Raw genomic sequence first — 24,510 nt, forward strand, 5'->3', positions numbered from 1 at the left:
CGGTTGGTGGAGCGGATCCGTCTAGCGGATCGCCCCGAGCCACGCCTTGCGCGCGTCCAGCGCCTCGATGGCCGCGGTGAGCCGGTCGGCGTCGCCGGAGGCTCGTGCCGCCTCGACCTCGTCTTCGAGCTTGGCGATGGCGTCGGCGAGCTGGCTCGCGAGCCCCTCGGTCCGCGCCTTCGTCTCGGGGTTGTTGCGCTTCCAGTGCTCGTCCTCGAGCTGCTTGACGTGGGTCTCGATCTTGCGGAGACGGTCTTCGACGACGCGGACCTGCTCACGCGGGACCTTGCCGATCTCGTCCCACCGACGCTGGATGTCGGTGAGCGCCTTGCGCGCCGAGTCCCGATTCGTGTCGGCCAGGATCGGCTCGGCATCCGCCAACACCGCGAGCTTCAGGTCCAGGTTGCCCTGGAACTCCTCGTTGTCGCGCGCGTCGATCTCGGCCTTGGCGCCGTAGATCGCGTCGCCCGCCGCCTTGAACTTCGCCCAGAGCGCGTCATCCTGGCGTTTCCCGGCACGCGGGGAGGCCTTCCACTCGTCGAGCAGGCTGCGGTAGGCGGGGATGCCCTCGGCGCCCTTGGCGATGAGGGCCTCGGCGCGCTCGACGAGCTTCTGCTTGATGCCGCGGGCCTCCTTGTGGACCGAGTCCAGCTCCGTGTAGAACGCACGACGGTGCTGCTCGATCGTCGCGCGCGCCGTCCGGAACCGCTTCCAGAGGTCGTTGGCGTCGTTCTTCGCGAGACGAGGTCCGTCGTGCTGCTGGCGCTGCCACTCGGCGAAGAGTTCGTCGAGTCGCGCCGAGGTCTGCTTCCACTGCACCCGTGCCGGATCCTGCTGCGCGAGCTGCTCGGCTTCCTCGACGATCGCGAGACGCGCACGTGCCGCCTCCTTGAGCGCTGCCTTGGTCTCCTGGCTCTGTGCCTCGGTCAGCTCGCTCACGGTGCCGTCGAGCGCCGCGAGGCGGGTCAGGAGCGCCTGGAGGTTGCCGACCGCGTTGGCGGACTCGACCTGCTTGGTGATCGACTTCACGGCCTTCGCGACGTCCGTCGCCGGTGCACCGCGCTTCGCGCGCTGCTCGAGGAGCGTCACCTGTCCGGCGAGGTCCGTGAACTTTCGCTCGAAGTACGCGAGCGCCTCCTCCTTGGAACCGTCGGGGTACTGTCCGACCGCTCGTTCACCGTCGGCCTCACGGACGTAGACGGTGCCGTCGTCGTCGACACGACCCCACGGTTCGATCTCTGGACTGGTCACGCGCATCACCCTTGCTGTGTGTTGACCGCCGTTCGTGGCGATCGTGATCGATCCACAAGCCTATTACCCCGAGTCCTGCTCGGGGCGACCGCTTGCGCCGGTCGGTTCCGTCTGGTGCAGGTTACTGCACGCGCTACTGGACCGTCACCGAGGTGATGGTGGCCGGGACCGCCGGAGCACCGTCACCGCTGCCGTCCGCGACACCGCCGGACACGACGCCCGAGACGAGCTGGTCGAGACCGCTCGTGATCCGACCGAGCACGGTGTAGCCGCCGGCGGCGTCGGACGGGATGGTCGAGTCCTGGTACACGAGGAAGAACTGCGAACCGTTGCTGTAGCCGTTCCCTCCCTGGCGTGCCATGGCGATGGTGCCGGCCGGGTAGACGTCGTCCGTCGGTGCATTCTCGACCGGGCCGTAGCTGTAGCCGGGGCCACCGGTGCCGGTACCGTCGGGGTCGCCGCACTGCAGGACGTAGATGCCGCTCGTCGTGAGGCGGTGGCAGGTGACGCCGTCGTAGAAGCCGGACTGGGCGAGGGAGATGAAAGAGGAGACACCCTGCGGTGCGCAGGCGCCGTCGAGGGTGAGGTTCATGACGACGTCGTTGATCGTCATCTCACCACTCCAGTCGCGGTCCTCGGCGATCGTGCTCGCGGGGACTTCGCCGGTGTTCGCGCCGTCCGTGGCCCCGGTGACACCGCAGGCCCCGGCCTCGGCGGAGGCGGTGGGCGTCGCGACCGGGGTGCCCGGACCGCCGGCGAAGAAGAACACCTGCGCAGCCGTGGCACCGGCCAGGATGACGACGAGCGCCGCTGCGGCGATCACGTTGTCGCGGACGCGGCGCTTCGAGCGGTGCTCGTGCACGGTGCGCCGGGCGTTGTAGGCGCGCAGTCGTGCGCGTGCTGCGCGTGCCTCTTTGTCCGGACCCTTGCTCGTTGCCACGTCGTTCCCTCCAGGTGCCGTCGGCCGAGCGGCGGCATCGCGCTGTCATCTGGCACCACGCCCGCGGCGGACTGCCCAGGAGAACCTTACGGGGAGCGCTCCACGCGGACCAAACGGTGCACGACGGCGGCGACCCCGTTCTGCAGCGGGTCCGCGTGTCGCAGGCTGCGGCTAGCCTGGTGGAATGTTCAGTCGAGGACCCGGCATCGCCGGCGCACCGGTACCGCTCGCCGTGCGCATGCGGCCCCGCAGCCTCGAGGAGGTCGCCGGCCAGCAGCACCTGCTCCGTCCCGGCTCGCCGCTCGTCCGCCTGGCGAGCGACAACGAGGGGACGCAGGCGGCCGTGTCCGTCATCCTCTGGGGCCCACCGGGCACCGGGAAGACGACGCTGGCGCAAGCCATCGCGCACAGCTCCGGCCGCCGGTTCGTGGAGCTCTCGGCCGTGACGGCGGGCGTCAAGGACGTCCGGCAGGTCATGGAGGAGGCGATGTCGAGCCGCGACCTCTACGGCAGCTCGACCGTCCTCTTCCTCGACGAGATCCACCGGTTCACGAAGGCCCAGCAGGACGCCCTGCTCCCCGGCGTGGAGAACGGCTGGGTCATCCTGGTCGCCGCGACGACCGAGAACCCGTCGTTCTCCGTCATCTCCCCGCTGCTGTCGCGTTCGCTGCTCCTCACGCTCGAACAGCTGAGCGACGACGACCTCGGCATCCTCATCGACCGCGCCGTGACCGACCCGCGCGGCCTGGCCGGTCGCTTCACCGTGACGCCGGAGGCCCGCGCAGCGATCATCCAGTTGTCCTCCGGCGATGCCCGACGAGCCCTGACGGCACTGGAGGCGGCCGCGATCGCCGCCGACTCCGATCTCGGCGCTCCGGTCGACCCCGACGAGCTCGATCTCGACGACGCGGGCCTCCTCGACGTCGGCGATGAGGACGACGAAGACGACGAGGACGGGGTGGACGCCGCCACCGCGACGCGGGCGCCCCGCGGTCCCGTCATCACCGATGAGCTCGTCTCGCAGGCGGTCGACCGCGCCCTGCTCCGGTACGACCGCAACGGCGACGAGCACTACGACGTCATCAGCGCGTTCATCAAGAGCATCCGCGGATCGGACGTCGACGCCGCGCTGCACTACCTCGCTCGGATGATCGAGGCGGGGGAGGACCCGCGCTTCATCGCCCGCCGCATCATCATCTCCGCGGCCGAGGACATCGGCATCGCCGACCCGCAGGCGCTGCCCATCGCCGTGGCGGCCGCCGACGCCGTCCAGTTCATCGGCATGCCCGAGGGTCGCATCCCGCTGGCCGAGGCCGTGGTGTACCTGGCCACCGCCGCCAAGTCGAACGCGGCCTACGTCGCCATCGACCAGGCCATCGCCGACGTCAGGGCCGGAGCCTTCGGACGTGTACCGAAGCCGATGCGCGACGCCCACTACGCGGGCGCCAAGCGCCTCGGACACGGGAAGGGCTACCGCTACCCGCACGACCACCCGATCGGCGTCGTCGCCCAGCAGTACCTCCCCGACGAGCTCCGCGACGTCAGGTACTACCAGCCCACCGACCACGGCCACGAACGCGACATCTCGGCACGGTTGGACAAACTCCGGAAGATCGTCCGGGGCGAGTGATCCTCGGGTCGCCGCGGCCCGGCGACCGGGGCACGTCGTGCTAGTATTGATCCGCCTAGAACCGGTGTGACTGCGCGGCTGCTCGATCACCGTGTTCGACGGGCGTGTTCTGTAGCCGAACAGCCCCGGCGGACCCCTCTGACTTTGTCCGGTGTGATTCCGGATCACCGACGCGTCTTCGCGCCGGTCATTCATCGTTTGAGACTTCATCGAAAGGAAACCGTGTCTACCAAGTCACGTACCCGCAGCAAGACCCGTCTCTCGCGGGCACTCGGCATCGCCCTCACCCCGAAGGCTGCCAAGTACCTCGAGAAGCGTCCCTACGCTCCCGGTGAGCACGGCCGCACCAAGCGCAAGGCCGACAGCGACTACGCCGTCCGTCTGCGCGAGAAGCAGCGTCTGCGCGCCCAGTACGGCATCCGCGAGGCTCAGCTCAAGATCGCCTTCCAGGAGGCACGTCGCACCCAGGGCCTGACGGGTGAGAACCTCGTCGAGATCCTCGAGACCCGTCTCGACGCGCTCGTCCTCCGTGCCGGCTTCGCCCGCACCACGGCTCAGGCCCGCCAGATGGTCGTGCACCGCCACATCATGGTCGACGGCCAGCTCGTCGACCGCCCGTCCTTCCGCGTGAAGCCGGGTCAGCTCATCCACGTCAAGCCGCGCTCCGAGGGCACCGAGCCCTTCCAGGTCGCCGCTGCCGGCGGTCACGTCGACGTCCTGCCGAAGGTGCCCGCGTACCTCTCGGTCGAGCTCGACAAGCTCCAGGCACGTCTCGAGCGTCGCCCGAAGCGCGCCGAGGTCCCCGTGACCTGTGAAGTGCAGCTCGTCGTCGAGTACTACGCAGCCCGCTAGAGCTGCGGCCCGGCTCCGGGCACCACACGAAGAGGCATCGGCTCCGGCCGGTGCCTCTTCGTCGTTGGACGACGCCATCGGTCCACCGCGCTCGACTACGATGGATGCTTGGTACGCCCGGCGACGCCCGGGTGGTCGCACCGCAGATGAGGAGTTCCCCATGAAGAACGTGTTCTGGCTGATCGTCGGCATCGGCGCCGGCTTCGTCGTCGCCCACGAGATCAACAAGACACAGTCCGGCAAGCGGTTCTTCTCCGAGCTGGACTCACGCGTCAGGGAGTTCACCGACACCGTCGGCGACGCCTACAAGGAGCGCGAGGCGCAGCTGCGCGACACGGCGGAGTCCGTCGTCGCGCGCGTCGAGGACGCCGCAGAAGACCTCACCAAGCCGTAGCGGCACGCCCGGACGGGCATCGCCGCAGCGCACGAACATCGACACGCACACCCCTGACGTACGGACACCATGGACACCGCTGACATCCGCTCCCGCTGGCTCACCTTCTTCGGCGATCGGGGGCACACCGTCGTCCCCTCCGCCTCCCTCGTCAGCGACGACCCCTCGCTCCTCTTCACGGTCGCCGGCATGGTGCCGTTCGTGCCGTACCTCACGGGCGTCGTCCCCGCGCCGTTCGACCGCGCCACGAGCGTCCAGAAGTGCATCCGCACCAACGACATCGAAGAGGTGGGCAAGACGCCCCGGCACGGCACCTTCTTCCAGATGAACGGCAACTTCTCCTTCGGCGACTACTTCAAGGAGGGGGCGATCACCTACGCGTGGGAGCTCCTGACCGGCAGTGAGTCGAGCGGCGGCCTCGCCTTCGACGAGAAGGACCTCTGGGTCACCGTGTACAAGGACGACGACGAGGCGATCGACCTCTGGAAGCGCGTCGCAGGGCTCCCCGAGCACCGCATCCAGCGGCTCGACAAGGACACGAACTACTGGTCGACGGGTCAGCCCGGACCGGCCGGCCCGTGCTCGGAGATCTTCTTCGACCGCGGTCCCGCGTACGGAGCCGATGGCGGCCCGGCGACCGACGACGACCGGTACGTCGAGATCTGGAACCTCGTCTTCATGCAGTACCTGATCGAGAACGTCCGCGGCAAGGTCGACTTCGACATCGTCGGCGAACTCCCGAAGAAGAACATCGACACCGGCATGGGGCTCGAGCGGGTCGCCTTCCTCAAGCAGGGCGTCGAGAACATGTACGAGATCGACCAGGTGCGCCCGGTCCTCGATCGCGCCGCCGAGTTGAGCGGCCGTCGCTACGGCGCCGACCACGACGACGACGTCCGGATGCGCGTCATCGCCGACCACGTGCGTTCGTCGCTCATGCTCATGAGCGACGGCATCACCCCGTCGAACGAGGGACGCGGGTACATCCTCCGCCGACTCATGCGACGGACCGTCCGTGCGATGCGCCTCCTCGGCGTCGACACCGCGACGTTCCCCGAGCTGTTCTCCGCGTCGCGCGACGCCATGAAGGCCGCCTACCCCGAGGTCGAGACCGACTTCGGCCGGATCTCGCAGAGCGCCTACGCCGAGGAGGAGACCTTCCTCCGGACGCTGGCCAGCGGCACGACCATCCTCGACCTCGCGCTCGAGCAGACCAAGGGCACGGGCCGGACGGCCCTCGCCGGCGACTCCGCGTTCCTCCTGCACGACACCTACGGGTTCCCGATCGACCTGACCCTCGAGATCGCGGAGGAAGCCGGCCTCTCCGTCGACCGTGACGCGTTCGATTCACTCATGACCGCGCAGCGCCAGCGGGCGAAGGCCGACGCGAAGGCGAAGAAGAGCGTCCTCGCCGACCTCTCGGTCTACAGCGACATCCGCGCCAAGGGCGAGACCGTGTTCACCGGCTACACCGAGCTCGAGACCGAGAGCCGCATCCTCGGCATCATCGTAGGCGGACACCCGGTGCAGCGCGCGGTCGCCGGTGACATCGCCGAGGTGATCCTGGCGGAGACTTCGCTGTACGCCGAGTCCGGTGGGCAGGAGGCCGACCAGGGCGTCATCGTCGGTCCCGGATACGAGCTCGAGGTGCTCGACGTCCAGAAGCCGGTCAAGGGACTCATCGCGCACAAGGTGCAGGTGAGCCAGGGCGAGGTCGGCGTTGACGCACCGGCGACGACCATCGTCGACGCGAGCTACCGCCGCGGCGCGCAGCAGGCGCACTCCGGTACGCACATCATCCACGCCGCCCTCCGGCAGGTGTTGGGCGACAGCGCCCACCAGTCCGGTTCGTCGAACAAGGCCGGCTATCTCCGGCTCGACTTCACCTGGAACCAGCCGCTGTCACCGGCGACGAAGTCGGAGATCGAGGAGATCTCCAACAACGCCATCCGCGACAACCTGCAGGTGAGCACCCGCGAGATGGCGCTCGACGACGCGAAGGCGCTCGGCGCCATGGCGCTGTTCGGCGAGAAGTACGGCGAGACCGTCCGCGTCGTCGACATCGGCGGGCCGTGGTCGCGTGAGCTGTGTGCGGGCACCCACGTCACCTCCAGCGCCGAGATCGGGTTGATCAACCTCGTCAGCGAGTCGTCCGTCGGCTCGACGAACCGTCGGGTGGAGTCGCTCGTCGGACTCGAGGCCTTCCGCGACCTCGCCGCCGAACGGGCGCTCGTGTCACAGCTCTCCGGCAGCCTCAAGACGCCGAAGGAGCAGCTGCCTGACCGCATCGCCGAACTCGTCGCGAACCTCAAGGCCGCGGAGAAGAAGATCGCGGCGTTCGAAGCCCGTGGGCTGAGTGAACGCCTCCCGGCACTGGCCCAGACCACTCACCGCGTCGGCCCGGTGTCGCTCGTCGCCGAGCACCTGGGCGAGCTCGGGTCACCGAACGACGTCAGGACGCTCGTCACGCAGCTCCGCGAGCAGCTCGGCGCGAGCCCGGCGGTCGTCGCCCTGGGCGCGGTCGTCGGAGGCAAGCCCGCGATCGTCGTCGCGACGAACCAGGGTGCCCGCGACGCCGGACTCAAGGCAGGCGTCCTCGTCCGGGTCGCGGCCGGCGTCCTCGGCGGCAACGGTGGCGGGAAGGACGACCTCGCACAGGGTGGCGGCGTCGACGCCACCGCGCTCGGCGACGCCCTCGCGGCGATCGCACGCGAGATCGCCTGACGTGACGGACGAGTTCCGCCGCGGAGTCCGACTCGGCATCGACGTGGGGAAGGCCAGGGTCGGGGTCGCGAGAAGCGATCCCGACGGCCTGTTGGCCACGCCGGTGGAGACGGTCCCACGGGACCTCGGGGGCGATGCCGACATCCGGGCGATCGCGGTCATCGCCGAAGAACTCGGCGCGGTGGAGCTCGTCGTCGGTCTCCCGATCGCCCTGTCGGGGAAGGACACGGCGTCCACGCAGGACGCCCGGGAGTTCGCGGCCCGGCTCAGGTCGATCACCGGTGTCCCGGCCCGTCTCGTCGACGAGCGGCTGACGACGGTGACCGCCCACAGCGCCTTACGCTCCGCTGGGAAACGCCAGAAGCAGACCCGCTCGATTGTCGATCAGGTGGCGGCCGTCATACTCTTGCAGTACGCCCTCGACGCCGAACGCGGTTCGGGGCGACCCCCCGGAAGCCCCGTCGACCCGTGAACAGGACGTGCCTGTGTCGAATCTGACACCTCAGAACAACCCAGCAGACGATCCGCTCGCCGACCTCTTCACGTCCGAACGGAACGCCGCGGGGGAGCAGCCGGTGCCACTGTCCCGACGCGAGGCACGTCAGCGGCGTGAGGCCACGGAAGCCGCCTCGACGCCGTCCGCGCCCGTCGAGGAAGACGCCACGAGCGACACGGCCGAACCGGCCCAGACCGACGCCTCGTCGGGCGACGCCACATCGGTCGACGCCCCCTCGACCGCCGTGTCGTCGGGTGACTCCGGCGTCAGCGAGCCGGCCGGGAGCGACACACCCCTGAGCGAGCGGACCTCACGTGCACCCGAGTCGGGCGATACCGAATCCTCGGCGTCCCGGGCCAGGACCACGACCATCCCCGCGTTCGAGGACCTACTCGCTGAGGACGACATAGCGAACGACAGCGGGCCGCAGCCGATCCATCGGGGGCGCCGTCGCGCGCTGGCCGGCGGGGAACCGCCGAAGCGCCGACGTGGCCGTCGCGGGCTCATCGCGCTCATCGTGTCGATCGTCGTCGTCGGCGGTCTCGTCGCGTGCGCCGCGGTCGTGTGGACGAGCTACGAGCCGCAGATCCGCAAGGTCCTCGGCTGGGAGGAACCGAACGACTACGAGGGCGCCGGCAGCGGCGAGGCCGTCGTCATGGTCAACGAGGGCGACATCGGCGAGGACATCGCGACGAGCCTGCACGACGCGGGGGTCACGAAGTCGTTCGACGCCTTCTACGACCTCCTCCTCGCACAGCCCACCCAGCCGGAGTTCTTCCCGGGCGCCTACAAACTGAAGCTCAAGATGAGCGCCGAGTCCGCCCTTGCGGCCCTGACCGATGAGGCGAACCGCATGGAGGACACCTTCGTCATCCCCGAGGGCACCGCTGAGCAGGACGCCCTGCCGTCGATCGCGGAGGGCACCGGCATCCCGCTGGAGGAACTCCAGGCGGCGGCCGCCGACGTCGCGTCCTTCGGCCTCCCCGCCGAGGCGACCTCGCTCGAGGGGTTCCTCTTCCCGGCGACCTACAGCCTCCCCGACGGCGGCGATGCGCACGCGGTCCTCCAGACCCTCGTGAACCGGTCGTTCCAGGCGCTCGACGACGCCGGGGTGAAGCCCGAGGACCGTTGGAAGACCATCGTCCTGGCCTCGCTCATCCAGAAGGAGGCCGGCCTCCGCGACGACTACTACAAGGTGTCGCGGGTCTTCCTCAACCGGCTGGACCCGGCCCAGTGGGAGAGCGGTCTGCTGCAGTCCGACGCCACGGTCGCGTACGGGACGGGCAACACCCACCGGGTGTCGACCACGGACGCCGAGCGCGCCGACGCTTCGAACCCGTACAACACCTACGTCCACCCGGGCATGGTCGTGCGACCGATCTCGAACCCGGGCGACCTCGCGATCGACGCCGCGCTGCACCCGGCCGACGGGCCCTGGCTCTACTTCGTCACCTGGAACCTCGACTCCGGCGAGACGATCTTCTCCACCACCCAGGAGGAGCACGAGGCCGCGGTCGACAAGTGGCTGTCCTGGATGGACGAGCACCCCGAGTACCAGTAGCTGGAGCGTGGCGCACATGAGTGGAACAGGGCCGGGTCACGGCCAGGACGGGCAGCCGCGGCTCGCCGTGCTCGGCGCGCCCATCGCCCACTCCAAGTCGCCGGCACTGCACGAAGCCGCCTACCGGGTGCTGGGACTCGACTGGGACTACGGTCGCCACGAACTCGAGGCGGCCGGCCTCTCGGCCTTCCTCGACGACCTCGGCTCGGACTGGCGGGGGCTCTCACTGACCATGCCCCTGAAGCATCGCGCGCTCGAGCTGGCCGACGTGGCCGACCGCGCCGCAACCGAGACCGGGGCGGTCAACACGCTGCGTCTCCGACGAGCCGAGGACGGATCCCGTCGGATCGAGGGCTTCAACACCGACGTCGGCGGCATCGTCCGCGCGATCGGGGCGGCCGGCGTCGACACGATCACTTCCGCGGTCGTCCTGGGCGGGGGAGCGACGGCCTCCTCGGCGATCATGGCGGCGGCGGACCTCGGTGCCGAGCACGTCCACGTGGCGCTCCGACGACCGGCCCAGGCGCGACCACTCGAGGACCTCGCCAGCCGGCTGGCGCTGCGGTTCGCCTCAGGGCCGCTCGACGGTGAGACGCCTGACGCACCACTCGTGATCAGCACCCTTCCCGGCGGTGCCCTCACCGAACCGGGTCCGGTCCTGTCCCATGCTCCGGGCGCGCTCCTCCTCGACGTCGCCTACGACCCGTGGCCGAGTGTGCTCGCGGAGGCCTGGTCGCAGGCCGGCGGGTCGGTCCTCAGCGGGCTGTCGATGCTCGTGCACCAGGCGTTGCTCCAGGTCCGGATCTTCGTCCTCGGCGATCCGCTCCTGCCGCTCGAGGACGAGACGACGGTGCTGCGGGCGATGCTCGACACGGTCGACCTCGATCACACCGGGGCGCCGGTCGCCTCGCGCTGACCGCTCCAGACGCACCCGTCGCCCACCTGCACACCCGCCGGGCCGTCGACCGAAGGCGCACGGTCGCGTCCCGGCTCTATGGAAGGATAGGACCATGCTTCGTTGGCTCACTGCCGGAGAGTCTCACGGCCCGGAACTCATCGCCGTCCTCGAGGGACTCCCGTCCGGCGTCCCCATCTCCATGGACGGCATCCGCGCCGACCTCGCCCGACGGAAGCTCGGCTACGGCCGAGGATCCCGTATGAAGTTCGAGGAGGACGAGCTCAACCTGTCCGGCGGCGTCCGCCACGGCTTCTCCATGGGCAGCCCGATCGCGATCCGCATCGGCAACACCGAGTGGCCGAAATGGGCCGAGGTCATGAGCCCCGAGCCGACCGAGATCTCCGACAAGTCGCGCGGCCGCAGCGCCGCGCTCACCCGTCCGCGTCCCGGGCACGCCGACCTGACGGGCATGCAGAAGTACGGCTTCGACGAAGCGCGTCCCGTGCTCGAACGCGCCAGCGCACGCGAGACCGCTGCGCGCGTCGCCCTCGGCGCCGTCGCGCGCTCATTCCTCGGCGAGCTGGGCATCACCCTCGTCAGCCACACGCTGTCGATCGGTCCCGTGCGCGTTCCCGAAGACAGGCCACTGCCGGTCCCGGCCGACGTCGACGCGCTCGACGCCGATCCGCTGCGCTGCTTCGACGCGGCGACCTCGGAGCGCATGGTCGCCGAGGTCGACGCGGCCAAGAAGGACGGCGACACCCTCGGCGGCATCGTCGAGGTTCTGGCCTACGGACTCCCACCGGGACTCGGCTCCTACGTCCACTGGGACCGCCGACTCGACGCACGGCTCGCAGCAGCGCTCATGGGCATCCAGGCCATCAAGGGTGTGGAGGTCGGCGACGGCTTCCTCACGACGACGCGTCGCGGTTCCGCGGCCCACGACGAGCTCGTCCAGGAGAGCGACGGCATCGCCCGACAGAGCGACCGCGCCGGCGGCACCGAGGGCGGAATGACCACCGGTACCGTCCTCCGCGTCCGCGCCGGCATGAAACCGATCGCGACCGTCCCGCACTCGCTCCGCACGGTCGACGTCGCGACGAGCGAGGCCGCCACCGCGCACCACCAGCGCTCGGACGTCTGCGCGGTCCCGGCCTCCGGTGTCGTGGCCGAGGCGATGGTGGCCCTGGTCCTCGCCGAAGCGGTCCTCGAGAAGTTCGGTGGCGACTCCGTCCCCGAGACGAAGCGCAACCTCGACGGATACCTGGCAGCGATTCCGTCGAACCTGCGCACGCGAGGCGACCACGCCTCCAGCGCCGATGCCTGAGCAGGCCGCCGATCTCCGACTCCCCGTCGTCCTCATCGGACCGATGGGGTCGGGGAAGAGCCGGGTCGGCAAACAGCTGGCGAAGCGCCTGGGACTGCCGTTCGTCGACACCGACAACGTCGTGTCCGGCGAGCACGGCGCGATCGCGCGCATCTTCGAGCGACACGGCGAGGCGCACTTCCGCGCCCTGGAGCGGGCTGCGGTCGCCGCTGCCCTCGAACAGCCGGCGATCGTGTCGCTCGGCGGGGGAGCGGTCCTCGACGAGGACACACAACGTGAACTCGCCGACGCACGCGTCGTGCTGCTGACGGTCACCGAGGAGGCAGTGCTGGCCCGGGCCAACCTCGACAAGCGTCCGCTCCTCCGCGACGACCCCGGCGCGTGGTCGCGCATCGCCGCCGCCCGGCGTCCCGTGTACGAACGACTCGCGGATGTCACCTTCGACACCTCGCACCGACCCATCTCAGGAATCGTCGACGAACTCGTCGCCTGGGTGAAGGAGCCTGCATGAGCACCGAACCGACCAACCCGACCGAGCGGACCGTCATCGAGGTGACGGGATCCTCCCCGTACCCCATCACGATCGGGAGAGGGCTGGAGGATGTACTCGTCGACGCGCTCGGGACCGGCGTGCAGCGGGTCCTCATCGTCCACCCGGCGACGCTGGGCGAGAAGGCGGCCAAGCTGCGCGAGACCTTGAGCGACCGGTACCAGGTGCTGCTCGCCGAGGTGCCGGACGCCGAGGCCGGGAAACGGGTCGAGGTCGCCGCGTTCTGCTGGGGAGTCCTCGGGCAGGCCGACTTCACGCGCTCCGACGCCGTCATCGGGTTCGGCGGTGGCGCGGTCACCGACCTCGCCGGCTTCGTCGCCGCCACCTGGCTGCGCGGTGTCCGGCTCGTGCAGGTCCCCACGACGGTCCTCGGCATGGTCGACGCGGCCGTGGGCGGCAAGACGGGCATCAACACCGCGGAAGGCAAGAACCTCGTCGGCGCCTTCTACGCCCCGGCCGCCGTCGTCTGCGATCTCGACACGCTCGACACCCTCCCGAAGAACGAGATCCTCGCCGGGTTCGCCGAGGTGGCCAAGGCAGGATTCATCCGCTACCCGGAGATCCTCGACCTCATCGAGGCCGACGTCGACGCCGCGACCGACCCCGACACACCCGCCTTCCGCCGCTGCATCGAGCTCGCGATCCGGATGAAGGCCGATGTCGTCAGCGAGGACTTCACCGAGCAGGGGCTCCGCGAGATCCTCAACTACGGGCACACGCTGGGGCACGCCATCGAGCACGCCGAGCGGTACCAGTGGCGACACGGTGCCGCGGTGGCGATCGGCATGATGTACGTCGCCGAGCTGTCCCGCCTCGCCGGCCGGCTGTCGGACGAGGTCGTCGACCGCCACCGTCGTGTCCTGGAGTTGCTCAGCCTGCCGATCGCCTATCCGGTGGGCCGCTGGAACACCCTGCTCGCGACGATGCAGCGTGACAAGAAGACGCGCGGTTCGATGTTGCGGTTCATCGTGCTCGACGACCTCGCCAAGCCGACCGTCCTCCAGGGGCCCGAGACCTCGCTGCTCTTCGCCGCCTACCAGGAGATCGGCTCCTGACCGACGCCGGCGCGCTCCGCGAACGCTCGTCCCGAACGGATACCCTCGACTCATGACCACCGTGCTCGTCCTCAACGGACCGAACCTCGGACGCCTCGGCAGCCGTGAACCCGACGTCTACGGCTCGGCCGACCTCGATGCGCTGCGAACCGTGCTCGAGGCCGATGCGGGCGACGGGACACGGATCGACCTGCGTCAGACGGACGACGAGGGCGAGCTGATCGGCTGGCTCCACGAGGCCGTCGACTCCGGCACGTCCGTGATCCTGAACCCCGCGGCGTTCACCCATTACAGCTACGGGCTCCGTGACGCGGCGGCCATGGTCACGAAGGCGGGCCTCCTCCTCGTCGAGGTGCACCTCTCGAATCCGCACGCCCGAGAGGCGTTCCGGCACACGAGCGTGATCTCCGGTGTCGCGACCGGCGTGATCGCCGGTTTCGGCTTCGACTCGTACCGCCTCGCCCTCGACCTCGTGGTCCGCCGCAGCACCGAGTGACGTGCGAGGCGCCCTGGTCCACCACGGGCGCATTGGTCACGGGTCCTCGCAGCGGTTACACTCGTTCGTTGGGTCGTATCCGGCCGCACACTTTCCACGAACGGACATTCTCGCGCATGGCTTCTACCGCTGACATCAAGAACGGCATCGTCCTGAACATCGACGGGCAGCTCTGGACGGTGATCGAGTTCCAGCACGTCAAGCCGGGCAAGGGTGGCGCGTTCGTCCGCACCAAGATGAAGAACATCATGACCGGCAAGGTCGTCGACAAGACGTACAACGCCGGCACGAAGATCGACGTCGAGAACGTCGACCGCCGCGACTTCACCTACCTGTACGCGGACGGCGACTCCTTCGTCTTCATGGACAAGAGCGACTACGACCAGATCACCATCCCCGCCGTCGTCGTCGGCGACACCAAGAACTTCCTCCTCGAGAACCAGGACGTCACGGTCGCGCTCAACAACGGCAACCCGCTGTACGTCGAGCTCCCCGCGTCGGTCATCCTCGAGGTCACCTACACGGAACCCGGGCTCCAGGGCGACCGCTCGACCGGTGGCACGAAGCCGGCGACCGTCGAGACCGGCTACGAGATCCAGGTCCCGCTCTTCCTCGAGACCGGCACCAAGGTCAAGGTCGACACCCGCACGGGTGACTACCTCGGTCGCGTCAACGAGTGAGCGCTCGTACCAAGGCGCGCAAGCGCGCCCTCGATCTGCTGTACCAGGCCGACGTCCGTCAGCAGACCCTCGCTGAAGTCCTGTCCGCGGAAGCCTCTCGCGCCGTCAGCGAGCCCGACCGCCAGGCCTCGTGGTTGTACGCGCGGGAGATCGTCGATGGCGTCGGTGACCACGCCGAGGAGATCGACGAACAGATCGAGACGTACGCGCAGGGCTGGACGCTCGCGCGGATGCCCACGGTCGACCGGGCCATCCTGCGCATCGCGATCTGGGAGATCCTGTTCAACGACGAGGTGCCGCACGGCGTCGCCATCGACGAAGCGGTCGAGGCGGCCAAGACGCTGTCGACCGACGACTCGGCCGGCTTCATCAACGGCCTGCTCGGCAAGATCTCGCAGATCAACCCGCGGTGACGGTGAGCGACGAGGCCGGTGCGGCCCTGCCGTTGAAGCGCGTCCACCACATCGCGATCATCGCCAGCGACTACGAGGCCTCCAAGCGTTTCTACACCTCGGTGCTCGGTTGCGAGCTGATCACCGAGGTGTACCGGGCCGAGCGCGACTCCTGGATGGGCGACCTCGCCCTGAACGGTGAGTACCTCATCGAGTTGTTCTCCTTCCCGGACCCGCCGGCACGCGCATCCGGACCCGAAGCGCTCGGACTGCGGCACCTCGCCTTCGCGGTCGACGACGTGGACGCCGGCCACGCCCGTCTGGTGCAGCTGGGTGTCCGCGTCGAAGACGTCCGGATCGACCCGCACACCTCGCGCAAGATGCTGTTCTTCTTCGATCCCGACGGCCTCCCGTTGGAGCTCTACGAGGCCTGATCCGACTGCTAGGCTCGGGTGTTGACCAAGACAACCTTTAAGACCGTCCAGAGAGGCGGAGAAGGGAGTCGGCGATGAGCGCACGTACCGTGCTGCACGAAGCTGACATCGCGCGGGCGTTGACTCGGATCTCCCACGAGATCCTCGAGTCCAACCGCGGAGCAGACGACCTCGTGATCCTCGGCATCCCGACGCGCGGGGTCATCCTCGCGAAGCGGATCGCCGCCACGATCTCCTCGATCTCGGGCGCGACCATCGTCTCGGGTGCACTCGACGTCACGATGTACCGCGACGACCTGGCGAAGCACCCGACCCGTGCACCGCAGCCCACGACGCTGCCGCCACAGGGGATCGACGGGCGCACGGTCGTCCTCGTCGACGACGTCCTGTACTCGGGACGCACGATCCGCGCCGCCCTCGACGCACTGACCGACCTGGGCCGCCCGCGCGTCGTGCGGCTCGCCGCGCTCGTCGACCGCGGGCACCGCGAGCTCCCGATCCGACCCGACTTCGTGGGGAAGAACCTGCCCTCCTCGCAGGCGGAGCGCATCTTCGTCCGGCTCACCGAGTTCGACGGCGACGAATCCGTGACGATCGAGGGGAGCGGCGAATGAGGCACCTGCTGTCGACGAAGACGCTCACCCGCGACGAGGCGATCGAGATCCTCGACGTCGCGGAGGACATGGCCGAGACGCAGTTCCGCGAGGTCCGCAAGCTCCCGACCCTCCGTGGGAAGACGGTCGTCAACCTCTTCTTCGAGGACTCGACCCGCACGCGCATCTCGTTCGAGGCTGCCGCCAAACGGCTGTCCGCAGACGTCATCACCTTCAGCGCGAAGGGGTCGAGCGTCTCGAAGGGTGAAAGCCTGAAGGACACCGCACAGACCCTCGCCGCGATGCACGCCGACGCCGTCGTGATCCGACACTCCGCGTCCGGAGCACCGCAGACCCTCGCCGACAGCGGGTGGATCGACGCCGGCATCCTGAACGCGGGGGACGGGACGCACGAGCACCCGACGCAGGCCCTCCTGGACGCGTTCACGATGCGCAAGCGCCTCCACGGCGAGCGGTCCCGCGGGCGCGCGCTCGACGGGGTGGCGGTGACGATCGTCGGCGACATCCTGCATTCCCGGGTCGCCCGCTCGAATGTCTGGCTGCTCGACACGCTCGGCGCCGAGGTCACCCTCGTCGCCCCGCCGACACTGCTTCCGGTGGACCTCGGCCCCTGGCCGGCAACCGTCCGCTACGACCTGGACGACGCGATCGCCCAGCGTCCCGACGTGCTGATGATGCTCCGGATCCAGTCCGAACGCATGCACGCCGCCTTTTTCCCGAACAGCCGGGAGTATTCCAGGCGCTGGGGGCTTGACGACGAACGGCTCGCCCGCCTCGATCCGGCTAGCATTGTCATGCACCCCGGGCCGATGAACCGCGGTCTGGAGATCTCGTCCGGGGCAGCCGACTCACCCCGGTCGACCGTCCTCGAACAGGTCGCCAACGGGGTGTCGGTCCGGATGGCCGCGTTGTACCTGCTGCTGTCCGGCGATCGAGAGGAATCCACCCGTGTCTGAGCCCACTTCGAACCACGACGTCACGCTGATCACCGGAGCGACGCTCGCCGACGGGACACGCACCGACCTCCTCCTGCGCGACGGCCGGATCGCTGAACGCGGCTCCGGGTTGAGCGCCGCCGGCGCGACCGTCGTCGACGCGGACGGCCTCCTCGCGCTACCCGGGCTCGTCGACCTCCACACGCATCTCCGGGAACCCGGGTTCGAGCAGAGCGAGACGGTGCTCACCGGCACGCGTGCCGCAGCAGCCGGCGGCTTCACCGCGGTGTTCGCGATGGCCAACACCTCGCCGGTGGCCGACACGGCCGGGGTCGTCGAGCAGGAGCAGTCGCTCGGTGAGCGCGCCGGCTACGCCACGGTGCAGCCGATCGGGGCCGTGACGGTCGGACTCGCCGGGGAACGACTCGCCGAACTCGGCGCCATGGCCTCCTCACGCGCCAAGGTTCGGGTCTTCTCGGACGACGGCCTCTGCGTGTCCGACCCGCTGCTCATGCGCCGTGCGCTGGAGTACGTGAAGGCCTTCGACGGCGTGATCGCCCAGCACGCGCAAGAGCCCCGGCTCACCGTCGGTGCGCAGATGAACGAGGGCGCCCTCTCCGGCGAACTCGGGCTCACCGGGTGGCCGGCGGTCGCCGAGGAGTCGATCATCGCCCGCGACGTGCTCCTCGCCGAGCACGTGGGTTCCCGCCTCCACATCTGCCACGTCTCGACGGCCGGTTCCGTCGACGTGATCCGCTGGGCGAAGGCCCGGGGCATCCCCGTCACGGCCGAGGTCACGCCGCACCACCTGCTCCTCACGGAGGAGCTGGTGGCGAGCTACGACGCCCGGTACAAGGTGAACCCGCCCCTGCGACGGGCGGAAGACGTCCAGGCGCTGCGCGAGGCCCTCGCGGACGGCACGATCGACATCGTCGCGACGGACCACGCACCGCACCCGGTCGAGGCCAAGGACTGTGAGTGGGACGCCGCCGCGAACGGCATGGTGGGCCTCGAGTCCGCCCTCTCCGTCGTGCACGCGTCGATGGTCGCGACCGGGCTCCTGGACTGGAACGACGTCGCCCGGGTGCTCTCGGCGACGCCGGCGAGGATCGGACGGATCACCGGGCAGGGGGCCTCGATCGAGGCCGGCGCTCCGGCGGAGGTCGTGCTCTACGACACCACAGCCACCCGTCCGTTCGGCACAGCCGACCTGGCCGGCAAGGGCGTGAACTCTCCCTACCTCGGCCTGGAGCTGCCCGGCCGCGTCGTCGCCACCTTCCACCGGGGCTACGCGACCGTCCTGGACGGCGCCGTGCTCCCGACGGAGCAGGTCGCGGCCGCAGCACGCCGTGCCGCGCGATCCGCGGAGGTCGAGCACTGATGGACGGGCGGATCCTCGCGGCCGTCCTCGTCGCCCTCGTCCTCCTCGGTATCCTCGCCCTCATGGCCCTCGCCTGGCGACGCCGCGTCGCGCGCGACGCCCAGGTCGGTCCCCTCGCGGAGCTCCCCGACCCGCGGCCGGTCCCGTCACTGACGGTCGAGGTCCTCTACGTCGCGACGTCGAAGCACGACCAGCCGCTCGAACGGCTGGCGTTGCAGGGACTGCGCTACCGATCCCGGGTCACGCTCGAGCTCGGTGCCGCCGGAGTCGTCGTCGACGTCCCGGGGGAGCGGCCGACGTTCATCCCGGCGACGAGCATCGTCGGCATCGACCAGACCAACCTCACGATCGACCGGGTCGTCGAGCCGGGCGGGCTCATCCGCCTGAGTTGGCGCCCCGTCCCGACGGTGATCGCGGACAGCACCTTCCGCGTCCTCGAGCAGGCGGACCGCGCCCGCATCATCGACACCGTCACGAGCCTCATCCCCGCCACGGACGCCGGACTCCGGCCGACCGGCACCCCAGACACCGTCGCCGACATCACCTCGGCCGACGACTCCACCCCACCGCCTCACGAGAGGGCTTGACCATGACCTCCTTCACCCCACCCAGTCCAGCGGTACTCGTCCTCGAGGACGGCAACCGCTACGTCGGGCACGCCTACGGCGCGACCGGTCGCACGCTCGGCGAGGTCGTCTTCGCCACCGGCATGACCGGCTACCAGGAGACCCTGACCGACCCGTCCTACGCCGGACAGATCGTCCTGATGACCGCGCCGCACATCGGCAACACCGGCGTCAACCGCGAGGACATGGAGTCCGCCCGCGTCTGGGTCGCCGGATACGTGGTGCGTGACGCGTCGCGCGTCGTCTCGAACTTCCGAGCGGACCGCTCGCTCGACGACGAACTCGTCCAGGACGGCGTCGTGGGCATCAGCGGCATCGACACCCGCGCGGTGACCCGGCACATCCGTTCCGCCGGTTCCATGCGCGGCGGCGTGTTCTCCGGCGAGGACTTCGAGTTGTCCGGCGCCGAGCAGCTCAGTCTCGTCCGAGCCGGCGCGCAGATGGCCGGCCTGAACCTGTCGAGCCAGGTCTCCACGACCGAGCAGTACACCGTGCCGGCGGTGGGCGAGCGCGTCGGTTCCGTCGCCGTCCTCGACCTCGGCGTCAAGACGTCGACGCTCAACCACCTCGCCGCTCGCGGCTTCGACGTCGTGGTGCTGCCGCAGTCGGTGACCTCGGCCGAGGTCCTCGCGCTCGAACCGTCCGCCCTGTTCTTCTCCAACGGCCCCGGCGACCCGGCTGCGAGCGACGCGCACGTCGCCCTCCTGCAGGACGTGCTCCGCGCGGGCGTGCCGTACTTCGGCATCTGCTTCGGCAACCAGCTGCTCGGCCGCGCGCTCGGCTTCGAGACCTACAAGCTGCCGTTCGGTCACCGCGGGATCAACCAGCCGGTCCTCGACAAGGCGACCGGTCGGGTGGAGATCACCTCGCAGAACCACGGTTTCGCAGTCGACCTACCGATCGAGGGCCGCCACGAGACGCCCGCCGGGTTCGGCCTCGCGGAGGTCAGCCACTACAGCCTGAACGACGAGGTCGTCGAGGGCATCAACTGCATCGACATCCCCGCGTTCTCGGTCCAGTACCACCCCGAGTCCGCCTCGGGTCCGCACGACGCGGTCTACCTGTTCGACCGGTTCCGCGACCTCGTGACCGGCCACGCCACCACTTCCAGCACCAAGGAGAACAACTAGTGCCCAAGCGCGACGACATCAACAGCGTCCTCGTCATCGGCTCCGGGCCGATCGTCATCGGGCAGGCCGCCGAGTTCGACTACTCGGGCACCCAGGCATGCCGCGTGCTGCGCGAGGAAGGCGTCCGCGTCATCCTCGTCAACTCGAACCCGGCGACGATCATGACCGACCCCGACTTCGCCGACGCGACCTACGTCGAGCCGATCACCTGGCAGGTCATCGAGACGATCATCGCGAAGGAGAAGCCCGACGCGATCCTGCCGACCCTCGGCGGCCAGACGGCGTTGAACGCAGCGATCCAGCTGCACGAGCACGGCATCCTCGAGAAGTACGACGTCGAGCTCATCGGCGCGAACTTCGAGGCGATCAACAAGGGCGAGGACCGCCAGATCTTCAAGCAGCTCGTGCTCGACGCGGGCGCGGACGTGGCCCGCTCGTACATCGCCCACACGGTCGAGGAGGCCGTCGGCTACGCCGAGGACCTCGGCTACCCGCTGGTCGTCCGCCCCTCGTTCACCATGGGCGGCCTCGGCTCGGGCTTCGCCTACACCGAGACGGAGCTCCGCCGGATCGTCGGCGACGGCCTCCACCAGAGCCCGACCACCGAGGTGCTCCTCGAGGAGTCGATCCTCGGCTGGAAGGAGTACGAGCTCGAGCTCATGCGCGACACGGCCGACAACACCGTCGTCGTCTGCTCGATCGAGAACGTCGACCCGGTCGGCGTGCACACCGGGGACTCCATCACGGTGGCTCCCGCCCTGACGCTGACGGACCGCGAGTACCAGAAGCTCCGCGACATCGGTATCGACATCATCCGCGCGGTCGGCGTCGACACCGGCGGCTGCAACATCCAGTTCGCGGTCGACCCGGCCGACGGCCGCATCATCGTCATCGAGATGAACCCGCGCGTCTCACGCTCGAGTGCCCTCGCCTCGAAGGCGACCGGCTTCCCGATCGCGAAGATCGCGGCGAAGCTGGCCATCGGCTACCGCCTCGACGAGATCCCGAACGACATCACGAAGGTCACGCCCGCCAGCTTCGAGCCCACGCTCGACTACGTCGTCGTGAAGGTCCCGCGCTTCGCGTTCGAGAAGTTCCCCGCAGCCGACCCGACGCTCACGACCACCATGAAGTCGGTGGGTGAGGCGATGGCCATCGGACGCAACTACGCCACCGCCCTGCAGAAGGCGCTGCGGTCGCTCGAGAAGCGCGGTTCCAGCTTCCACTGGGGCGACGAGTCCCGCAGCGTCGAGGAGCTGCTCGAGGTCATGAAGACCCCGACTGACGGCCGCATCGTCGTCGTGCAGCAGGCGCTCCGCAAGGGCGCCACCGCCGAGCAGGTCTTCGAGGCCACCAAGATCGACCCGTGGTTCATCGATCAGATCGTCCTGATCAACGACGTCGCCGACTGGATCGCCGCGGCGGAACGCCTCGACACCGAGGTGCTCCGTACCGCGAAGAACCACGGCTTCTCGGACGCGCAGATCGGTCAGCTCCGCGGGTTCGGCGAGCAGGAGGTGCGCGAGGTCCGGCACATCCTCGGTGTCCGCCCGGTCTACAAGACGGTCGACACGTGCGCCGGCGAGTTCCCGGCACTCACCCCGTACCACTACTCGAGCTACGACACGGAGACCGAGGTGGTCGCGAGCGACCGCCGCAAGGTGGTCATCCTCGGGTCCGGCCCGAACCGCATCGGCCAGGGCATCGAATTCGACTACTCCTGCGTGCACGCCTCCTTCGCGCTGCAGGCCGCCGGCTTCGAGACCATCATGATCAACTGCAACCCGGAGACCGTCTCGACGGACTACGACACGAGCGACCGGCTCTACTTCGAGCCGCTCACGCTCGAGGACGTCCTCGAGGTCATCCACGCCGAGAGCGAGTCGGGCGAACTCGTCGGTGTCGTCGTCCAGCTCGGTGGCCAGACGGCGCTCGGGCTCGCGAAGGGGCTCGAGGCCGCAGGCGTCCCGATCCTCGGCACCACGCCGACCGCCATCGACCTCGCCGAGGAGCGCGGCCAGTTCCAGGAGATCCTGGACGCCGCCGGCCTCGTCGCACCGAAGAACGGCACCGCGGTGGAGATCGAGGGTGCGCTGCGCGTCGCCGAGGAGATCGGCTACCCGGTCCTCGTCCGCCCGAGCTTCGTGCTCGGCGGACGCGGCATGGAGATCATCTACGACAGCGCCTCGCTCACCGACTACTTCGTGCGCATCGAGGACCAGGGCATCGTTGGCCCGGCCCAGCCGCTGCTCGTCGACCACTTCCTCGACGACGCGATCGAGATCGACGTCGACGCCCTGTTCGACGGCGAGGCGCTCTACATCGGCGGCGTCATGGAGCACATCGAGGAGGCCGGTATCCACTCCGGCGACTCGAGCTGCACCCTCCCGCCCGTCTCGCTCGGTCGCGCCGAGATCGACCGCGTGCGGAACGCGACGCTCGCGATCGCCCAGGGGATCGGCGTGCGCGGTCTGCTGAACGTCCAGTTCGCGATCGGCGCCGGCATCCTCTACGTCATCGAGGCGAACCCGCGTGCGTCCCGCACCGTGCCGTTCGTGTCGAAGGCGCTCGGCATCCCGCTGGCGAAGGCCGCATCACTCATCATGACCGGCGCGACGGTCGCCGAGCTCAAAGACTCCGGGCTCCTGCCCCCGGTCGACGGCTCCCGCGTGCCGATCGACTCCCCGGTGTCGGTCAAGGAGGCCGTGCTGCCCTTCAAGCGCTTCCGCACGAAGGACGGCCAGATCGTCGACAGTGTGCTCGGCCCGGAGATGCGCTCCACCGGCGAGGTGATGGGCATCGACAAGGACTTCCCGCGCGCCTTCGCGAAGAGCCAGGAGGCGGCCTACGGCGGCCTGCCGTCGAGCGGAACGGTGTTCGTCTCGGTCTCCGACCGCGACAAGCGCTCGATCATCCTGCCGGTGCTGCGCCTCCAGCAGCTCGGGTTCGACATCCTCGCGACCGACGGCACGGCCGAAGTGCTGAACCGGAACGGCATCAGTGCCCGGACGGTGCGCAAGTACAGCGAGACCACGGCCGCCGGCGAGGACGACTCGATCGTCGACCTGATCAACCGTGACGAGGTCGACATGGTCATCAACACCCCGAGTGGCCGGTCGGCTCGCGCGGACGGCTACGAGATCCGCGCGGCCGCCGTCGCGGCCGACAAGCCGCTCTTCACGACGATCGCGCAGCTCACCGCCGCGGTCGGCTCTTTCGAGGCGCTCGGCGGTGGCTTCGAGGTCCGCTCCCTCCAGGAGTACGCACTCGATCGGGCTGCGCGCTCGTGACGGCTTCGTTCGGAACCCGGCTGGACGAGGTCTTCGTCCGGTCGGGCCGACTCTGCGTCGGCATCGATCCGCACCGCTTCCTGCTCGAGGCGTGGGGACTGCCCGACACCGCCGCCGGCGCGGGGGCCTTCGGCCTCGCCGTCGTCGAAGCCGCAGCCGGTCGCGCCGGGATCGTCAAGCCGCAGGTGGCGTTCTTCGAACGGTTCGGGTCGGCCGGGTACATTGCCCTCGAAGGGGTCCTCGCCGCGGCACGCGACGCCGGGCTCCTCGTGATCGGCGACGCCAAGCGCGGTGAGATCGGGACGAGCATGGAGGGCTATGCCGAAGCGTGGCTGACCCCCGGTTCACCGCTGGAGGTCGACGCCCTCACCGTGAACCCCTATCTCGGCTTCGGCTCACTGCAGCCGGCACTCGAGCTCGCCGAGCAGCACGGCAAGGGCGTGTTCGTGCTGACGGCGACCTCGAACCCGGAGGGTCGCGACGTCCAGCTCGCCGAGGACAGGGCCGGCCTCACCGTCGCGGCGTCGATGCTCGACGAGATCGACCACTGGAACGCACGGCACCACCCCGGGGCGACCGGTTCGATCGGTGCGGTCATCGGAGCCACGCTCCGTCTCGAGGAGTTCGGCCTGACGGAGGTCCCGCCGACGACCACGCTCCCGATCCTGGCACCCGGCTTCGGCCACCAGGGAGCTGCGGTCGCCGACCTCGGATCCATCTACGGCGACCTCGCACCGGGTGTCATCGTCTCCGAGTCCCGGAGCATCCTCGCCGCCGGACCCTCGGGGATCGCGGACGCCGTCGAACGTTCCGTCGCAGCCGTGAGGAGCGCCCGTGGTTGACCAGGAGCAGGA

Annotated in this window: 22 protein-coding genes and 1 pseudogene; 21 read left to right on the forward strand and 2 right to left on the reverse strand. The window is 69.5% G+C overall.

Translation table 11 applies throughout. The features are described 5' to 3' along the window. Positions 1 to 21 precede the first annotated feature (21 nt). Positions 22 to 1,251, reverse strand: coding sequence for a DUF349 domain-containing protein (locus tag B9Y95_RS05300; RefSeq protein WP_412458816.1), 1,230 nt, complete (start codon positions 1,249 to 1,251; stop codon positions 22 to 24). 133 nt (positions 1,252 to 1,384) lie between these two features. Beyond that, entirely contained in the window at positions 1,385 to 2,191 is an 807-nt protein-coding gene (locus tag B9Y95_RS05305) for a peptidylprolyl isomerase (protein ID WP_085510873.1), read from the reverse strand. Positions 2,192 to 2,375: 184 nt separating this feature from the next. Between B9Y95_RS05305 and B9Y95_RS05310 the strand changes: the two genes are divergently transcribed. The 21 genes and pseudogenes from B9Y95_RS05310 to pyrF all read left to right on the forward strand — a co-directional run bounded on the left by B9Y95_RS05310 (position 2,376) and on the right by pyrF (position 24,498). Beyond that, positions 2,376 to 3,821, forward strand: coding sequence for a replication-associated recombination protein A (locus B9Y95_RS05310; protein WP_085510874.1), 1,446 nt, complete (start codon positions 2,376 to 2,378; stop codon positions 3,819 to 3,821). A 222-nt stretch (positions 3,822 to 4,043) separates the two neighbouring features. Then, a complete protein-coding gene (gene rpsD, locus B9Y95_RS05315) occupies positions 4,044 to 4,673 on the forward strand; it encodes a 30S ribosomal protein S4 (protein ID WP_064293825.1) in 630 nt (209 codons plus the stop codon). Positions 4,674 to 4,833: 160 nt separating this feature from the next. Continuing rightward, a complete protein-coding gene (locus B9Y95_RS05320) occupies positions 4,834 to 5,067 on the forward strand; it encodes a hypothetical protein (RefSeq protein ID WP_079002498.1) in 234 nt (77 codons plus the stop codon). 69 nt (positions 5,068 to 5,136) lie between these two features. Then, positions 5,137 to 7,791 (forward strand): alanine--tRNA ligase, encoded by a 2,655-nt coding sequence (gene alaS / locus B9Y95_RS05325; protein ID WP_085510875.1) that lies wholly within the window; start codon positions 5,137 to 5,139, stop codon positions 7,789 to 7,791. 1 nt (position 7,792) lies between these two features. After that, positions 7,793 to 8,263, forward strand: coding sequence for a Holliday junction resolvase RuvX (ruvX, locus tag B9Y95_RS05330; protein WP_079705923.1), 471 nt, complete (start codon positions 7,793 to 7,795; stop codon positions 8,261 to 8,263). 13 nt (positions 8,264 to 8,276) lie between these two features. After that, on the forward strand, positions 8,277 to 9,848 hold the full coding sequence (mltG, locus tag B9Y95_RS05335) for an endolytic transglycosylase MltG (RefSeq protein WP_234993969.1): 1,572 nt from the start codon (positions 8,277 to 8,279) through the stop codon (positions 9,846 to 9,848). Positions 9,849 to 9,864: 16 nt separating this feature from the next. After that, complete coding sequence (locus B9Y95_RS05340; protein ID WP_085510876.1) at positions 9,865 to 10,764, forward strand: shikimate dehydrogenase; 900 nt, start codon at positions 9,865 to 9,867, stop codon at positions 10,762 to 10,764. A 94-nt stretch (positions 10,765 to 10,858) separates the two neighbouring features. Further along, positions 10,859 to 12,073, forward strand: a complete 1,215-nt coding sequence (aroC, locus tag B9Y95_RS05345; protein ID WP_085510877.1) for a chorismate synthase — start codon at positions 10,859 to 10,861, stop codon at positions 12,071 to 12,073. Beyond that, a complete protein-coding gene (locus B9Y95_RS05350) occupies positions 12,066 to 12,584 on the forward strand; it encodes a shikimate kinase (protein WP_085510878.1) in 519 nt (172 codons plus the stop codon). The genes aroC and B9Y95_RS05350 overlap by 8 nt, the downstream gene beginning before the upstream one ends. Continuing rightward, complete coding sequence (gene aroB / locus B9Y95_RS05355; protein WP_085510879.1) at positions 12,581 to 13,678, forward strand: 3-dehydroquinate synthase; 1,098 nt, start codon at positions 12,581 to 12,583, stop codon at positions 13,676 to 13,678. Before B9Y95_RS05350 ends, aroB begins: the two co-directional genes overlap by 4 nt. Positions 13,679 to 13,730: 52 nt before the next feature. After that, positions 13,731 to 14,174 carry a type II 3-dehydroquinate dehydratase gene (locus tag B9Y95_RS05360; protein WP_085510880.1) on the forward strand — a complete coding sequence of 148 codons (444 nt, stop codon included), beginning with the start codon at positions 13,731 to 13,733 and terminating at the stop codon, positions 14,172 to 14,174. A 116-nt stretch (positions 14,175 to 14,290) separates the two neighbouring features. Further along, positions 14,291 to 14,854 (forward strand): elongation factor P, encoded by a 564-nt coding sequence (gene efp, locus B9Y95_RS05365; protein ID WP_056005785.1) that lies wholly within the window; start codon positions 14,291 to 14,293, stop codon positions 14,852 to 14,854. Next, positions 14,851 to 15,267, forward strand: a complete 417-nt coding sequence (nusB, locus tag B9Y95_RS05370; RefSeq protein ID WP_064293834.1) for a transcription antitermination factor NusB — start codon at positions 14,851 to 14,853, stop codon at positions 15,265 to 15,267. Before efp ends, nusB begins: the two co-directional genes overlap by 4 nt. Further along, a complete protein-coding gene (locus B9Y95_RS05375) occupies positions 15,264 to 15,680 on the forward strand; it encodes a VOC family protein (protein WP_211341950.1) in 417 nt (138 codons plus the stop codon). Before nusB ends, B9Y95_RS05375 begins: the two co-directional genes overlap by 4 nt. A gap of 68 nt (positions 15,681 to 15,748) precedes the next feature. Beyond that, positions 15,749 to 16,294, forward strand: a pseudogene (gene pyrR, locus B9Y95_RS05380) (bifunctional pyr operon transcriptional regulator/uracil phosphoribosyltransferase PyrR); the annotation flags it as partial. Continuing rightward, entirely contained in the window at positions 16,291 to 17,250 is a 960-nt protein-coding gene (locus B9Y95_RS05385; protein WP_071260160.1) for an aspartate carbamoyltransferase catalytic subunit, read from the forward strand. The pseudogene pyrR and the gene B9Y95_RS05385, both read left to right, overlap by 4 nt. Further along, positions 17,243 to 18,610 (forward strand): dihydroorotase, encoded by a 1,368-nt coding sequence (locus tag B9Y95_RS05390; protein ID WP_234993970.1) that lies wholly within the window; start codon positions 17,243 to 17,245, stop codon positions 18,608 to 18,610. The genes B9Y95_RS05385 and B9Y95_RS05390 overlap by 8 nt, the downstream gene beginning before the upstream one ends. Next, entirely contained in the window at positions 18,610 to 19,197 is a 588-nt protein-coding gene (locus B9Y95_RS05395) for a PH-like domain-containing protein (RefSeq protein WP_085510882.1), read from the forward strand. The genes B9Y95_RS05390 and B9Y95_RS05395 overlap by 1 nt, the downstream gene beginning before the upstream one ends. Before the next feature lie 2 nt (positions 19,198 to 19,199). After that, the gene (carA, locus tag B9Y95_RS05400) at positions 19,200 to 20,366 is read left to right on the forward strand and encodes a glutamine-hydrolyzing carbamoyl-phosphate synthase small subunit (RefSeq protein ID WP_085510883.1); all 1,167 of its coding nucleotides are present in this window, start codon (positions 19,200 to 19,202) and stop codon (positions 20,364 to 20,366) included. After that, a complete protein-coding gene (gene carB, locus B9Y95_RS05405; protein WP_085510884.1) occupies positions 20,366 to 23,656 on the forward strand; it encodes a carbamoyl-phosphate synthase large subunit in 3,291 nt (1,096 codons plus the stop codon). The genes carA and carB overlap by 1 nt, the downstream gene beginning before the upstream one ends. Further along, positions 23,653 to 24,498 (forward strand): orotidine-5'-phosphate decarboxylase, encoded by an 846-nt coding sequence (gene pyrF / locus B9Y95_RS05410; RefSeq protein WP_085510885.1) that lies wholly within the window; start codon positions 23,653 to 23,655, stop codon positions 24,496 to 24,498. Before carB ends, pyrF begins: the two co-directional genes overlap by 4 nt. Positions 24,499 to 24,510 lie beyond the last annotated feature (12 nt).

The sequence above is a fragment of the Plantibacter flavus genome (genome assembly GCF_900177615.1).
Classification (GTDB): domain Bacteria; phylum Actinomycetota; class Actinomycetes; order Actinomycetales; family Microbacteriaceae; genus Plantibacter; species Plantibacter flavus.

Bases quoted from the DNA above. Each gene is read 5' to 3' on its own strand.
- B9Y95_RS05310 (WP_085510874.1), top strand. From the start codon at position 2,376: ATGTTCAGTCGAGGACCCGGCATCGCCGGCGCACCGGTACCGCTCGCC.
- B9Y95_RS05320 (WP_079002498.1), top strand. From the start codon at position 4,834: ATGAAGAACGTGTTCTGGCTGATCGTCGGCATCGGCGCCGGCTTCGTC.
- alaS (WP_085510875.1), top strand. From the start codon at position 5,137: ATGGACACCGCTGACATCCGCTCCCGCTGGCTCACCTTCTTCGGCGAT.
- B9Y95_RS05340 (WP_085510876.1), top strand. From the start codon at position 9,865: ATGAGTGGAACAGGGCCGGGTCACGGCCAGGACGGGCAGCCGCGGCTC.
- aroC (WP_085510877.1), top strand. From the start codon at position 10,859: ATGCTTCGTTGGCTCACTGCCGGAGAGTCTCACGGCCCGGAACTCATC.
- B9Y95_RS05350 (WP_085510878.1), top strand. From the start codon at position 12,066: ATGCCTGAGCAGGCCGCCGATCTCCGACTCCCCGTCGTCCTCATCGGA.
- aroB (WP_085510879.1), top strand. From the start codon at position 12,581: ATGAGCACCGAACCGACCAACCCGACCGAGCGGACCGTCATCGAGGTG.
- B9Y95_RS05360 (WP_085510880.1), top strand. From the start codon at position 13,731: ATGACCACCGTGCTCGTCCTCAACGGACCGAACCTCGGACGCCTCGGC.
- efp (WP_056005785.1), top strand. From the start codon at position 14,291: ATGGCTTCTACCGCTGACATCAAGAACGGCATCGTCCTGAACATCGAC.
- B9Y95_RS05385 (WP_071260160.1), top strand. From the start codon at position 16,291: ATGAGGCACCTGCTGTCGACGAAGACGCTCACCCGCGACGAGGCGATC.
- B9Y95_RS05395 (WP_085510882.1), top strand. From the start codon at position 18,610: ATGGACGGGCGGATCCTCGCGGCCGTCCTCGTCGCCCTCGTCCTCCTC.
- carA (WP_085510883.1), top strand. From the start codon at position 19,200: ATGACCTCCTTCACCCCACCCAGTCCAGCGGTACTCGTCCTCGAGGAC.